We start from the raw sequence: 14,213 nt of genomic DNA on the forward strand, positions 1-14,213 counted from the left end.
ATGTGCAAGGAGGGGTCCGACCCGCTCGGCGACTTCTTCAAGGGCTTCTTCGACATGATCAGCAATCCTGTCGGAGCCTTCGTCGACATCATCGCCAACCTCATTCTCTCCGCGGCGATCTCCATCTTCGCCGAGATGATGGACACGGTTCCCACGCTGGGTGAGGGGAACGGCGGTTCGATGGCCGTCCCCGAACGAATAAGTGACCAGATAGAATGGGTGATCGTCTATCTGGCGGTCGGATCCATCCTCTTCGCCGCCACCCGGATGGCGATGGAGCGGCGGGGTGAGGCCGGCAAGACCGCTCTGATGGGTTTCCTGCGGGTCATGCTGGTCGCCGGTGCCGGCACCTGGATCGCGACCCGGGTCGCCGGCCTCTCCGACGACTTCGCCGACCACCTGATGCAGATGGCCGCCCTCGACCTCGTCACGGACGTGGCCTGCATCAACGGCGGGGTCGGGCCGGAGGGGTTCCTCCTGCTGATCCTCGCGTTCCTGTTGCTGATCTCGGGGATCGTCCAGATCCTCATGATGTACATCCGGCTCGGCGTCATGATGATCCTGCTCGGCACCCTCCCGCTGGCCGCCGCCGCGTCGATGACGAACTGGGGCGCCGCGTGGTGGCGCAAGCACGTCGCCTGGACGGTCGCCTGGTTGATCTACAAGCCCGCCGTCGGTCTGATCATGTACGCCGGCGCGACGATGATCGCCGAGGGGAACAAGGTCGGAGGCGGTGGCGCGGGTATCCACAACCGCCTCGCCGGTGCCGGGATGCTCCTGCTGTCGGCGATCGCCCTACCCGCCCTGCTCAAGCTCATCGTGCCCGCCACGGCGGCGATGGGCGGTGGCAACCCGGCCGGCAACGCGACCAGTGCCGCCGGTAACTCGGTGGCCACCGGAGCCCGGAAGGTCTCCACCGGCGCGCTGAGTGCCGGCGGTGGCGGTGGCAGTCGGTCCGGTGGAGGTGGCGGGGGTCGCCCCTCCGGTTCCCGGGACGGCGCGAGCGGAGCGCCGGGCAGAGCCGGTGGCTCGGGTGTCAGCGGAGGTTCCGGCCGTTCCGGAGCCCCCGGTCACTCGGGCGGAAGTGGACGCGTCCCCGTCGGTGCCGGCGCAGGTGGCGGCGGTGGTGGAGCCGCCAGTATGGCTGCTCGGGCCGCCGGGCCGGTCGGCGCCGCGATCGCCGTCGGAACAGCACTGGCCGGGGGTGCCTCCCGGGCCGCAGGTCGCTCGATCGAGGGCGGCGGCACGAACCCCGACCTGTGACACCAGGCGGGACGTACGACCCGGGCCGGACGCACGGCCGGCCCGGAGAGCAGTGACGGAGCGGACCCAGGGTCGGCCGGAATCCACCGGCCGCCCTCCGGTCCGGCGACAGGAAGGGACAGGCAATGTCGACAGAAGCCGCCATCGAGCCCACGTACGGCAACTGGCGCCGGCCCCGCCGGGCCGGGCTGGGACCGTTCGGCCTGGTCGGCACGGTCGGGGTGTTCGGCGGTCTGGTGGTGGTCCTGCTGGCGTCACTGGCCTCGATCAAGGCCTCCCTCATCCTCGCCACCCCGATGGTGTTGGCGCTGGGACCGCTGGCCGTCCGCACCCAGGACGGACGCAACCTCTACCAGATCGTCGCGCTGTACTTCGGCTGGTCCCGGCGCAAGGCCCGCAAGGAGCACCTCTACGTCTCCGGACCGCTGTCGGCCCGTCCCGAGGGCCGGTTCCAGCCACCCGGTCTGCTCAGCGGGGTGGTGGCCCGGGAGGGCCGCGACGCCTACGACAGGCCGTTCGGGGTGCTGCACCACAAGAACCGGCACCTCTACACCATCGTGCTGCGCTGCGAGCCCGACGGTGGGTCCCTGGTCGACCCGGACCAGGTCGACACCTGGGTGGCGCTCTGGGGGGAGTGGCTGTCCCGCCTAGCCCACGAGCCGGGACTGCGCGGGGCCTCGGTGGTGGTCGAGACCGCCCCCGACCCGGGCACCCGACTGGCGACCGAGGTGCTGACCCGACTCGACGAGGGGGCGCCGCCGGCCGCCCGGGCCGTCATGGAGGAGGTCGTCGACGACTACCCCTCGGCGTCGTCGGACATGAACTCGTACATCACCCTGACCTACGCGCCGGTCGGCGGACCCCGCCGTGACCCGGAGGACGTGGTGGCCGACCTGGCCATCCGGGTGCCGACCCTGCTGACCGGTCTGATCAGCGCGGGTGGGGGCATGGCCGAGCCGCTCACCTCCGAGGAGATCGCCGAGGTCGTCCGGGTCGCCTACGACCCGGAGTGTGCCGCCGAGGTGCTCAGCGTCCGGGCCGAGCACGGCAGCACGGGGCTGGAGTGGGCGGACTCCGGGCCGGTCGCCGCGGTGGAGACCGTCGACTCCTACCAGCACGACTCCGGGGTCTCCCGGACGTGGCTGCTGACCCTCGCGCCCCGGGGGACCGTGCGTTCCAGTGTGCTGCGGACCATGCTCGACGCCTCCCCGGGCACCCGTCGCAAGCGGGTGGCCCTGCTCTACCGGCCGATCGACCCGGCCACCTCCGCCCGGATCGTCGAGTCCGACCGGCGTACCGCCCAGTTCATGGCCACCTCCGGCCGGGGCATGATCCAGGCCCGCGCCGCCGCCGAGGTCCGCGCGGCCGAGCAGGCGGCCTCCGAGGAGGCCACCGGGGCGGGGCTGGTGGAGTTCTCGCTCATGCTCACCGTCACCGTCGACACCAAGTCCCAGCTCGACGACGCCGCGGTGCTGGTCCGGAACATGACCGGGGCCACCCGCATCGCGATGCGTCCGGCCAACCGGATGCAGGCGGCGGCCTTCAGCTGCACCCTGCCCACCGGGATCCTGCCCTGGGAACACACCATGTTGCCGCACGAACTCCAGGAGGCGATGTGACCGCCAGGAACAGTTCCCCCGCCGGCACCGGGCCCTTCGACATCGGTGCGGGCTGGCCGGCCGGATCCTCCGGCAGGCGTACCGCCCTCAGTGGGGTGATCGGCGATCCGGACGACGAGGCGCCGAAGCCGCTGAAGAACACCAAGCCCCGTCGCCCGGCCCGGACGACCCCGATGTCGAACCGGGGTTGGGACGGTCCCGGCGGTGGCAAGGTCGGTTACCTCGATGCCCCCACCATGTGGCGGGCGACGACGGTGCAGGCCTGCGGGCTCTGGCCGTTCTCCGCCGGCTCCGGTGCGCCGATGTCCGGCGTGCCGCTGGGCCAGCACCTCTTCACCGGAGCGACCGTCTGCGGAGACCCGATCTCCTGGTTCACCCGGGCCAAGTACATCTCCAACCCCTCCCTGTTCATGCTCGGCATGCCGGGTCTGGGCAAGTCCACCCTGATCAACCGGATGGCCGTCGGCCTGGCCGCGACCGGGGTGGTCCCGCTGGTCCTCGGTGACCTCAAGCCTGACTACGCCGACACGGTCCGGGCCCTCGGGGGCCAGGTCATCCAGATCGGCCGTGGCGTGGGCGGCATCAACGTCCTCGACCCGGGGGCGATGGGGATCGCCGCCGAGCGGATCGGCGGGCAGGCCGGCCAGTCGCTGGAGGCCGAGACCCACGGCCGGGTGCTGAACATGGTGGCGGCCCTGCTGACCATCGTCCGGGGTCGGGCCCTGGACGACCACGAACAGGCGGTCCTCTCGGCCTGTCTGCGGCACCTGCGGGAGAACACCCCGAAGGGCAAGGCCCCGCTCCTGCCCGACCTGCTCCGGGTCCTGCAGGAGGGACCCGACCGGGTCCGGGCGGTGACCCTGGACCGGGGACAGGAAGGCCGGTACCGCGACGCCGTGGACCCACTGCACCGCTCGTTGCTGGGCATCCTGGACGGCACGCTGGGAGACACGTTCGGGTCGGCCACCTCCACCCGGATCGACCCGGCGGCCCCGGCCGTCTGCATCGACATCTCCCGGATCGGCGAGTCCGACACCCAGCTCACCGCGGCGGCGATGCTCGCCGCCTGGTCCGACGGCCTGGGCACGGTGGCCGCCTCGCACGCCCTGGCCGACGCCGGGTTGGCCCCCCGGCGTTGGTACTTCACCATCCTGGACGAGCTGTGGCGACCGCTGCGGGCCGCCTCGGGCATCGTCGACCGGATCGACGCCCTGACCCGACTCAACAGGTCGCTCGGTCTGGGCGACGCGAAGATCACCCACACCCTGAAGGACGCCGAGGCGCTGGGGTCGGACTCCGACCGGGCCAAGGCACGTGGTTTCGTCGAGCGGGCCGGGATCGTGGCCTGCGCCGGACTTCCGCAGGCCGAGATGAAGGACCTGGGGCGGGTGATCGGTCTGTCCAAGCGCGAGATCGACCTGGTCTCCTCCTGGTCCTCCCCGCCCGGATGGGCGAGCGTCGGCAGCAACGAGGAGCCACCCGGCCGGGGCCGATTCCTGATCAAGGTGGGTGGTCGACCCGGGATCCCGATCCGGGTCTCCATCACCGACACCGAGCGTCACCTCCACGACACCAACCTCCGTTGGGTGCAGAACGGGTACGCCGAGAAGCAGGCGGCGGCCCGGCAGGCGGCCTTCGAGGCGGAGGCCGAGCGGGGCGACCTGGTCACCCCGTCCGGGTTCGGTGCCCCCGCCCGTGACGATCAGGGGTGGGGAAGGTGAGTTCCCTGGGTGGCCGGCCCCGCGGGTCGGACATGGTCTTCTGGGCCATCGCGCTGGTGGTCCTCGCCAACGCGGTGCTCTTCACGATGGCCTGGCTGGGCGGAACCTTCGGGGCGATGATCACCGGACACGGCTGGCATCCGCCGAAGTGGAGCCTCCTGTCGTACTGGAGGCTGATCCGGGGCGAGACGGACACCCTGTGGCCCGGGTCGTCCCCGTTCGGGGTCTACTTCGGCATGGCCCTGTTCGGGGTCGTCCTCACCACCCTGATCGTGTTGGCCGGAATGAAGATCCTCGGCCTGCGCAAGCGCAACGAGGGCCTTGCCAAGGCCCGCGACCTGCGCGCCCTCGCCCCCGCCGGGATCGCCAAGCGGGCCCGCGAGCTGCGTCCCTCGCTGGCCGGGATGAAGGACCTCGCCCCGGACGAGACCGGCAACCTCCTCGGGGACCTCGAACCGCACGGCCCGGAGCTGCGCTCCTCCTTCGAGGACGTGGAACTCGACCTGATGGCACCCCGGGCCGGCAAGTCCACGGGGATCGCGATCCCCCGGGTCCTGCGGGCTCGCGGCGCGGTCCTGCTCACCTCCAACAAGTCCGACGTGTACGCGGTCACCCGCGTCGAGCGCGAGCAGATCGGCCGGGTCTGGACGTTCGACCCGCAGGGCATCGCCCACGCCCCCCGCGAGATGTGGTGGGACATGCTCGCGGACTGCGCCACCATCGAGGGGGCGCGTCGGCTCGCCGGGCACTTCGTGGCCTCGGTCAACGACGACACCACCAAGAAGGACTTCTGGATCTCGGCCGCCCAGAACACCCTGACCGCGCTCTTCCTGGCCGCCTCCCGGGGGCAGGCGTCCGTCTCCGACCTGCTCGGGTGGCTTGCCGACCCGGCCGACCGTACCCCCGTCGACCTGCTGCGCGACGCCCAGCTGCACGCGATGGCCGAGCAGTTGCAGGGCACCGTACGCGGGGCGGTGGAGACCCGGGACGGCATCTACGAGACCGCCCGGCAGTGTGTGGCCTGTCTGCTGGACCCGGAGATCCTGGCCTGGGTCACCCAGGACCCCTACCTGCCCCAGTTCCGCCCCGACCAGCACGTCCTCGGTCGGGACACCCTCTACCTGCTCTCCAAGGACGGCGGTGGCTCCGCCGCCGGGGTGATCGCCGGACTGGCCGACTCGACGATGCGGGCCGGTGTCATGGCCGCAGAGCGGATGGGTGGGCGGCTCGACCCGCCGATGACAGCGGTGCTGGACGAGGCGGCTAACGTCTGCCGGATCTCCGACCTGCCCGACCTCTACTCCCACCTGGGCTCCCGGGGGATCAACGTGGTCACCCTGTTGCAGAGCTACAAGCAGGGTTCCCGGGTCTGGGGAGAGGCCGGGATGGACGCGATGTGGGGTGCGGCGACCATCAAGCTGCTCGGTGCGGGCCTCGACGACGCCGACTTCGTGGAGAAGGTCTCCAAGCTGATCGGCCAGCACGACGTCAGCACGATCAGCGTCTCCCGCAGCAAGGACGGGTCGTCCCGGTCGACGTCGTACCGGCAGGAGAACGTCCTGCCCCCGGACCGGATCCGGGCCATGCCGAAGGGGACGGCGCTCCTGCTGGCCACCGGTATCCGCCCGGCGATGATCAAACTGCGGCCGTGGTTCAAGGAGCCGGACGCCGCCCGGATCTCGGCGCAGGCCAAGCAGGAGGTCGCGGCGATCACCGAACGGGCCTCCGCCAAGCTCACCGTCGGGACGCCGCCCCGCCCACGGATGCCCGCCGTCCCACCGGGCACCCCCACCCACTGGTGAGCCACTACAGCAGACCCCCGTCGTCGTAAGCCGAGGTGCAGTACCTGCGCCACCAGTTGGCCGACCAGGGCGGCAGATCCCGTCGCCGGGGCCGTCGTCGGGTCGCCGGGTCGGCGGGTGCGTCACCGACCCGTCATCGTCGTGTTCTCGACGGTGGCGGGTCGGGTCGTCTCCTGCGCCGTCCCAGTTAATGAACTGTTTTCAACTTCTCCTGAACCTCGGGCGTACGCCCAGCGTAAAGCGGGTGTCGCGGTCCTACCGTGACGCCCGCCGGGTAGTCAGCGCTGCCGATCCGGCTCGGGCCGCCATTCCCGACGGGTAGGACCTACCCGATCCCGCGCAGACGCCGAGGAGGGCCCGCCCACGACCGGGCTGGCCCTCCCGAGGCGGCAGGAGGACGCCATGCCCAGCGACGACGACCGACCCCACTCCTCACGCCGTGCCAGCGGTGGATCCACACCCATCCCCGGCGGTTCTCCCACCGACGACCGGCAGAGCGCCCGGGTGGCGTCGGTGGAGGACCTCCGGGGCCGGACGGGATCGGACGCCGTCAGCGTGGCCGGGGCGGCCAGTATCGGCAGCGGACGGGGGTCGGTCGACGACCGTGCCCTGGAGGAGGCGCGCCGGACGGATCAGGCGCAGGCCGGGCGTGGTGACTCGTACTGGGCGGCGGTGACCGACTTCGCCGGCGAACTCGGCAGGGTGTGCAGTCATGCCGAGGTCAACAGCTGGCTCCTCTACATGGGAGGACTGGCCCTGGAGACCGATGCCCGTAAGGATCTGGGACTCGGGCTGTCGGAGACGAAGACGAAGCTGTTGATCGGGGCGGCGATCGTCGTCGCCACCGACGCGAAGAACGAGATCATTCCTCCGGCGGTCGAGCAGTGGAAACGCTATCGGAGGAATGAACCGGTCGAGTGGGGCAAACTCGCCACGGGAACTGTGAGTGCCGCTGCCTACCTGACTCCGCTCTGGCCGCTCAAGGACACCGTCTCCGCGATCAGGACCGACAACCCCGACCCGGCCACCATCCAGCTCGAACTCGACAAGCTGAGCAAGGTGTACAGCAGCGGTTCGGTAGCGGCCGGCGTCCACACCGCTGCCTTCGCCCTGCACCTCAGGGAGCGGATGCCGAACACCACCGCCGATGGCGGCCCCGGGTTCCCGAGCCGGGTGTGGCAGGCGGCGAGGACGTGCGCGAAGACACCCGAGGCGCGGAAGTTCCTGTTCTACAAGGTCGGCGAATGGCTCAACACGGCCGGCCGGGTGACGGGGAACTCCAGGTTGATCATCGCTGGTAACACCGTCCAGCTCGGGCACGACATGGGTTCGATGGCATGGAAGCGTGTTCAGGAAGGGGGACCCAAGGCCGCCTACGTCGCCACCGGGACCGCCCTGGCGACGCTCGGCACCTTCCTGGGATCAGTGGGCAAGACCTGGGGGTCGGTCGACGAGAACAACCCGGATCGTGTCCACGTCACTGCCGACGGCAACTCCGTGCGGAGCGCGGCCTGGCTGACCGGGGCCGCAGCGGCATTCGCCCTCGCCACTGCGGCGGTCAACGCCCGACGGCACTGGGGATCCACAGGGCAGGCCCCACAACTGGAGGCGAGCCAGTCGCGCGACGGCACCGAACTCCGGCCGGTGACCCCGGCGCCGGTGGGCACCAGTGCCGCAGCCCAGCTCCAGTCGCCGGTCGGCGGTCGGTCCGACCGTGACCTGTCGGCCGCTTCCCGACAGGTGCCCGGCGGCGGCACGCCGGTGGAGGGTAGGACCTCGCCCGAGGGCCGCCGGTCGACCAGCAGCGCCGTGTCGGTGCCCGGAACCGTCGAGCGACCGGACCGACCCGCCTCCGCGGGCCGGTCGTCGCAGCGGTAGCCCACAGTGATGACGGTAGTGGCCCTGCCCCGGCGCGACGGAGCGTGACACCGGTGACCGACGACGATTCCTACTACACGGTCGAGCTGCTCAGATCCCACTGTCCGCAGCGCGCCGCCGACATCGACACCCTGACCCCGACCCAGCAGCGGGAACTCGTCCGGGAACCACGAATCCGGAAAGCGCTCTCCAGGCTGATCGAGGCAGAGGCGGTCGAGCGGTTCCGGAAGGGGATCAGAGACGACGCTGGACGTGGCCGCTCACTGACCGGTCCGGTGCCGTGTTACCAGGAACCGGCCGGGACCGGTCCGGACGGCCGGCACGTCGAGGCGTTCGCCAACCAGGGCCATGCCGTCGTCCCAGGCCTGGAGCGGTACGGCGACGGTCGGAAGCGGTATGTGGACCTGCACTACCTGGACAGGTCGGGCATGGAACAGATGTTCGCGCGGGAAGACCACCTGGCCGCACTGGGTCTGCCCCCGACGGAGTGGGCCGAACTCGCCGAGCGCCTGGACTGGCCGGAGGCGACCACCGAAGTCCTGGTGTCAGACGCCGAGCAGGAATGCCGGGCGGCCACGGGGGCGCTGGAAGCGAAGGTGACGGCGCACATACAGCGTGTCATGTCGACGGACACGGTGGCGGCGGCGAACCGCCGGTTGCCCGGATTCACCACCCCTCCTGTGCGGGGCGAGGGGAAGCCGGACCGGACCGGGCACCGACAGCCGGGCCACCCGTCCCGACACCCACAGCCGGGCAGGTTGACGCCGGACACCGGGCGCCCGGGGTTGGTCAGGTAGCCGTCGACCGACCGCCCCGACCGGAGCTGGAGGAGGGTCCCGACACCCGGTCGGCCACCCGGTCGGCTCGGCGGACGAGGTCGCCGATCCGGCTCTGGAGCAGGCGCACCGACGCCTCGTCCCCGGTGCCGGTGGCGAGGTCGTCGAGGAGGTCGGCGTACTTCGTCGTCAGTTCCCGGTACCCGTCGACGAACTGGTGCTCCCGGCCGGAGCGGGTCGCCTTGCGGTGGATCCTGGCGTACTCCCGGTCCAGGTCGATGATCTGCTGGGCGAGGCCGGCTGCGGCGGCGCTGAGTGCGCTGCGGCCGTCGGTCCGCTCGTCGCGGTCGGCCCGGCGCGCCGCCGCCAGCCGGCCCGCGCGACGGCCCCCGAGGTAGAGCCCCGTCGCCCCACCCACCACACCGAGCAGGGCGGCCCCGGCGAGCAGGTACCGGGGCAGGGACGGGCTGATCGTCCGTGCGCCGTCCGGAACGATGCTCGCCCGGACCAGGCGGTCGTAGTTGACGACGATCACCTTCAGCGCCTCCAGGGGCCTGTCGACGAACCCGTCGGCACCCCGGCCGATCGTCGTCTCGGCCACCACCGCCCGCCCGAAGTCCTTCGAGTCGTCGCCGGTGGAGACGAGGGCGCAGCCGTAGGTGTCCCAGTCGTCGTCGTCCGGGCTCATCGCCAGGACCAGGGTCCCCTTGGCAGCCTGGCGGACGTCCCGGCAGGCCGCCCGCAGGTCGGCCCCGGGCTCCATCATCAGCACGACCAACCGTCGGTTGCCGATGATCCGCTCGGCGGCGGTGGCGTCCACGTCGATGCCGGGGGCGGCGTAGACGGCGGAGGTCCGCACCTTGCGGGCGACCGCCCCGTCGGTGACACCTGCCGACCACAGCGCCCACCCGGCCAGGACCAGGCAGGCGAGGACCGCCAGCCCGAAGGGGGTGCCGACCAGGTCACCGAGCCAGCGCAGGACCGCCGGACGGGCGGACGTCTGTCTGGTGACTGTCACGACAGCCTCCCCCGCAGGTAGAGGTCGGGTTGGTAGCTCGTGATGCCGACGGTGCGGGCGGTGTCGTCCAACTCCGACGTCGCCTCGTCGAGCAGCCCGCTGACGTGTCGGTCCGGCAGCCCCTCGTCGAGGGCGTCCCGGGCGGCCTGGAGCTTGACCACACCCCGGGTCAGCGCCGGGTTGCTGCGGGCGTCGGTGAGCAGGGAGACCTCCACGGCGAGGGCGGTCAGCCCGGCCAGCCGGGCCCTGACCCCGCCGCGCTGCGGGTCACCGGGGCGGGCCAGCAGGCCACCCGCCGAACGGCGCAACGACCTGACGGACAGGAGCATGAAGGCCGCGACGCACACGGCGAAGAGCCACGGCAGCGCCGGCAGCGCCACCCGCAGCGGGTCGAACGGCTGGTACGGCAGGGGACGCTCGAACAACCCCGCGTACCGGATGTCGGTGACCTGATCCAGGTACGCCCCGAGCACGTTGACCTGCGGATAGTCGTACCGGCTGAGTCGGCTGCCGAGTTGGGCGTAGAAGCTCGCCCCGGCCAACTCGGCGAACTCCTCGGCATCCGGACCGTGGTACTCGATCCAGTTGCCGTACATCACCACGATCGGGTCACCGGGGAAGACCTCGGTCAACGCCGCACCGTACGCCGGCAGCGGCTCGCCGTACGGCTGGGCGGGGAACGCCGCGTACCGGGCACCGCCGGGGAAGGCGTTGCGGGCGGCGTCGGTGGGGATCCGGGTCAGGGTGGCACCCTCGGCCACGTGCGGCCGGTCGGCACGCAGGTCCGCCACGACGGCGTCCAGCTCCGCCCCGGTCGGCTCGCGCCACACCAGTTCGTCACGGTCCTCCGGACGCGGATCCTTGTTCAGCGTGGTGATCAGGGTGACCAGGAGGTCTGTCACGTCGTGGGTGGCGAACTGGGCACGCCAGCCGGCGATCCGGTCTGCGGTCACCCCGTACAGGCCACCGCTGACCTCGGTGCCGATGATCCGGATGGTGACGTCCTCCACCTCGCGTACCTGCTTGCGCTGCTCCTCGGTCAGGCCGGGCGGGGCGACCAGGATCCGGGTGTCGGTGGCACCGATCGCCGCCCGGACCCGGTCCTCGTTCCAGCGGGCGACCGCCCCGGGGAGCCGGACCACCGGATCGGCGGCGACCTGGGCGGTCATCTCCTCGACCGAGGGCAGGGTGGCGTCGCTGAGCTCGTCGGCCGAGCCCTCGGCGACCCGTCCCGACGCCGACGGCGACTGGCCGTAGCTGACCTCGATGCTCTGCTGCTGGGCGAGGAGGAACACCACCAGGACCACGACGGCGAGGCCGAGGAACACCCACCGCAGGTGGTCCACCCGACGGGGGAGGCGAGGGGCGGTCATGCCGTGCTCCCTTCGGCAGGCCTGACGTCACCGGTGCGGCGGGCCGTCCCGTCGGTGTGCTCCCGCTGCGCGGCCTGCCACAACTCGTCCGCCCGGCGGGCGTGACCGGTCGCGGCCCGGGCCGCCCTGACCCCGCCGCGCCCGGCGGCCAGGTGCTCGGCGCGGGCCAGCAACCGCTCCGCCTCGGCGACCGACGAGGGTACGGCGTCCCGGCTGACGGCGGCGCTGTCGATCGCCGTCCGCGCCGTCGACCAGGCGACGCTGCGGTCCTGCGCCCGCCCCCACCATCTCGGCAGCAGGGCGGTGACGAAGCCGGCACCGAGCAGCAGTACGCCGCCGACCAGCCAGACCAGGAGGGGTTGCCCCATGTCCTCCCGCCCTCCATCCAAGGTCAACACGTTCGGGTACCTGTCTAGCGCAAGCACGCCACCGCTGCTCGGCGCGGGTGCCGAAACGTGACCCGGCCACGCTCACCGGCGGGCCCGGTCGAGCACCTCCTCCACCGTCATCGGACTGGCCGGATGGTGACTCAACGACAACGGAGTACGGACGCGTCGCCGGGGATCCGGTTGTGCAGGCTCCCGTCCCGGAGGGGTACGGGACACCGGGCCGCCCGTACCGGGTGGGGGCGGAACCACCGGCCGGTCTGAGTACCGGCGGGCCGGACGATTGAGTACCCGTACGCATCCACGGGCCGGATTCCGGCGCAAGGATTCAGGGCGTGGACAGAATGATCGTTAATCGCAGTCTCGTCGGTGCCCCGCTGCTCGCCCTGGTGACCGCCGGGGTCTGGTGGGCGTGGCTGGGTTGGGACAACGGCTACCAGGTCGACCCGGTGACCGGTGAGATGACCGGGCCGTACGTGCCCTGGCAGGTCGTCGGATGCGTGATCAGCCTGGCCGTGGTCGCCGCCGCCGCCGGGTGGGTGCTCAGCCCCTGGCTGGTGGTGCCGGTCATGACGGCGACGTTCACCATCGCCTGGTCCCAGAATGCCGCAGCCACCGACGATTCGGGGCTCTGGGGGGTCGGCGCGGTGCTGGTGTTCGTGGGCATGGCCTCCGGTGCAACCCTGATCAGTAGCGGCTCGCAACTGCTGCGGGGCCGCCGCCACGCGGGCGGCGTGCCGGTCGGGGTCTAGCAGCCGGCACGTCGATCGACCACCACCGGTGAGGTGGACCGGTGGGGGACGCAACCGGGCAGGTGACACCTTCGGGGTCCGATGGTGGACCGGGACCCCCCGCCTCCGTGGTCGTTCTACCAGGTAGAACCGGGTTTCCACCCCTACCCGGGCGGGCCCGGACTCCCCAGGCCAGCCGCCGGTCCCCCACACGGGGGACCGGCTGGAAGAAGGGAGGCGGGGATGGCCACTCCTACCGTCACCGCCAGGTTGAACAAGTCCACCTTCGTCACCGGCGAGCCGATGGTGCTGACCGTCGGCTACGCCGACGCCGACTCCCGGCCCGTCACGGTCACCGTCGTGGTGACCGACGCCGACGGCAACAGCAGCGTCCCGGTCCGCGTCAGGACCACCTTCGACCAGCTCACAGTGACAGTCACCGACGACTCGGCACGCGCCTGGACGTCGCTGTCCGACGACGGGTCGACAGCCCGGTACCAGGCGGTGGCCTGATGCCCCGGGTCACCGTCGCGGTCCGCGACGCCGCCGGGGCCACCGCCTCCGCGTACGTCGACTACACGGTCCTCGCGCCGGTGCTCGGCGGGTACTACCTCTCCGGGGGTGCCGACCCCACGGCTGACATCGCCGGGGGGAACTTCCGTTCCCTCACCCAGTACCGCAGCCTCGCCGACGGGTACACCTTCCCCGGCTGGCAGCGGCAGTGGCTGGTGACCCTCGGTCGGCAGGGCGTCGAGGTCACGATGGTGTTGGAACTCAAGCACTACGGTGCCCCGGACGCCGGGCCGCAGAGCTTCACAGTGGACGGGGTGAGGTACACGGTTCCCGCCCCCGACATGACGATCCAGCAGCGGCCGGGCACCACCTGGCCCCGGGCGTACGGATACGGTCAGGTGCTCGCCGGCCAGTGCGACGGCCTCCTGGCGCGGGCCCTGTCGCAGTACCGGACGATGGGTTTCGGGGTGAACATCCAGGTCGCCTCCGAGTTGGACACCGACCACGAGTTCGGCACGACCGAGGCCGGAACCGCGTACACCTGGGCCCAGGCGGACACCCGCGCGGTGAGTGCGGTGCGCTACGTCGTCGACTGGTTCCGGGCCCGGCGACTGCCCGAGGGCACCACCTTCTCGGTGGGGGTGGGCGGGTGGAACCGGGCCGCGTTCCAGCGGCTGCACCCGGAGTCGCTGATGAGTCGACTGGACCTGCTCCAGTGGAACGTCTACGGCACCGACCCGGGCCACACCCCGCTGGGGCGGTTCCGGCGTACCAGGGACTGGGCGGTGGCCGACCTCGGCCCGGTGGCCCTGTCCCGGCCGGTGGTGGTCGCGGAGTGGGGTGTCCGGGCGGCCGAACTGCCCGACCAGGCCGGGTGGATCGCCCAGGTGCCGGCGGCGGTCGCCGCGCTCAACGCGGAGCGGGGGCCGAGGATCGTCCGGACGAACTACTTCAACTCGGGGTGGGGCACCCTGAACCCGAAGGGGACCGGGCTGGCCGCACTGCGCGCGGCGTACCTGGCCCCACCGTACGTGTAGAGAAGGGGTCGGGCCCGTTCCCCGGTGGGGGAACGGGCCCCACGGTGGGGGTGGGCCCCGTCCGCGCCCGCTGCCCGGGACGGTGCCACCGGCGCG

The 14,213-nt window shown here is 71.8% G+C and carries 12 protein-coding genes; 9 read left to right on the forward strand and 3 right to left on the reverse strand.

Annotated features, from left to right (window positions below):
• From ABT336_RS17385 to ABT336_RS17410, 6 genes are all read left to right on the forward strand, one after another.
• Nucleotides 1-1,263, forward strand: coding sequence for a hypothetical protein (locus ABT336_RS17385; RefSeq protein WP_350897632.1), 1,263 nt, complete (start codon nt 1-3; stop codon nt 1,261-1,263).
• Between the two features lie 125 nt (nt 1,264-1,388).
• A complete protein-coding gene (locus tag ABT336_RS17390; RefSeq protein WP_350897633.1) occupies nt 1,389-2,882 on the forward strand; it encodes an SCO6880 family protein in 1,494 nt (497 codons plus the stop codon).
• The gene (locus ABT336_RS17395; RefSeq protein ID WP_350897634.1) at nt 2,879-4,603 is read left to right on the forward strand and encodes a putative type IV secretion/conjugal transfer ATPase; all 1,725 of its coding nucleotides are present in this window, start codon (nt 2,879-2,881) and stop codon (nt 4,601-4,603) included. Before ABT336_RS17390 ends, ABT336_RS17395 begins: the two co-directional genes overlap by 4 nt.
• On the forward strand, nt 4,600-6,405 hold the full coding sequence (locus tag ABT336_RS17400) for a TraM recognition domain-containing protein (RefSeq protein ID WP_350897635.1): 1,806 nt from the start codon (nt 4,600-4,602) through the stop codon (nt 6,403-6,405). Before ABT336_RS17395 ends, ABT336_RS17400 begins: the two co-directional genes overlap by 4 nt.
• A gap of 402 nt (nt 6,406-6,807) precedes the next feature.
• Nucleotides 6,808-8,283 carry a hypothetical protein gene (locus ABT336_RS17405; protein ID WP_350897636.1) on the forward strand — a complete coding sequence of 492 codons (1,476 nt, stop codon included), beginning with the start codon at nt 6,808-6,810 and terminating at the stop codon, nt 8,281-8,283.
• A gap of 53 nt (nt 8,284-8,336) precedes the next feature.
• Nucleotides 8,337-9,080, forward strand: a complete 744-nt coding sequence (locus tag ABT336_RS17410; protein WP_350897637.1) for a hypothetical protein — start codon at nt 8,337-8,339, stop codon at nt 9,078-9,080.
• Here ABT336_RS17410 and ABT336_RS17415 read toward each other — a convergent pair.
• The 3 genes from ABT336_RS17415 to ABT336_RS17425 are packed head-to-tail and all read right to left on the reverse strand — an operon-like array spanning nt 9,073 to nt 11,818.
• Nucleotides 9,073-10,077 (reverse strand): hypothetical protein, encoded by a 1,005-nt coding sequence (locus ABT336_RS17415; protein ID WP_350897638.1) that lies wholly within the window; start codon nt 10,075-10,077, stop codon nt 9,073-9,075. The genes ABT336_RS17410 and ABT336_RS17415 overlap by 8 nt on opposite strands.
• Entirely contained in the window at nt 10,074-11,450 is a 1,377-nt protein-coding gene (locus ABT336_RS17420; RefSeq protein ID WP_350897639.1) for a hypothetical protein, read from the reverse strand. The genes ABT336_RS17415 and ABT336_RS17420 overlap by 4 nt, the downstream gene beginning before the upstream one ends.
• Nucleotides 11,447-11,818 (reverse strand): DUF6403 family protein, encoded by a 372-nt coding sequence (locus ABT336_RS17425; RefSeq protein WP_350897640.1) that lies wholly within the window; start codon nt 11,816-11,818, stop codon nt 11,447-11,449. Before ABT336_RS17425 ends, ABT336_RS17420 begins: the two co-directional genes overlap by 4 nt.
• Before the next feature lie 362 nt (nt 11,819-12,180).
• Between ABT336_RS17425 and ABT336_RS17430 the strand changes: the two genes are divergently transcribed.
• From ABT336_RS17430 to ABT336_RS17440, 3 genes are all read left to right on the forward strand, one after another.
• The gene (locus tag ABT336_RS17430) at nt 12,181-12,588 is read left to right on the forward strand and encodes a hypothetical protein (RefSeq protein ID WP_350897644.1); all 408 of its coding nucleotides are present in this window, start codon (nt 12,181-12,183) and stop codon (nt 12,586-12,588) included.
• A gap of 222 nt (nt 12,589-12,810) precedes the next feature.
• A complete protein-coding gene (locus ABT336_RS17435; RefSeq protein ID WP_350897641.1) occupies nt 12,811-13,080 on the forward strand; it encodes a hypothetical protein in 270 nt (89 codons plus the stop codon).
• Nucleotides 13,080-14,117: a hypothetical protein gene (locus ABT336_RS17440; RefSeq protein ID WP_350897642.1), complete on the forward strand. Its 1,038-nt coding sequence runs from the start codon at nt 13,080-13,082 to the stop codon at nt 14,115-14,117. The genes ABT336_RS17435 and ABT336_RS17440 overlap by 1 nt, the downstream gene beginning before the upstream one ends.
• Nucleotides 14,118-14,213: the final 96 nt, after the last annotated feature.

It is taken from the genome of Micromonospora sp. NPDC000207 (assembly GCF_040300925.1).
Taxonomy (GTDB): Bacteria; Actinomycetota; Actinomycetes; order Mycobacteriales; family Micromonosporaceae; genus Micromonospora.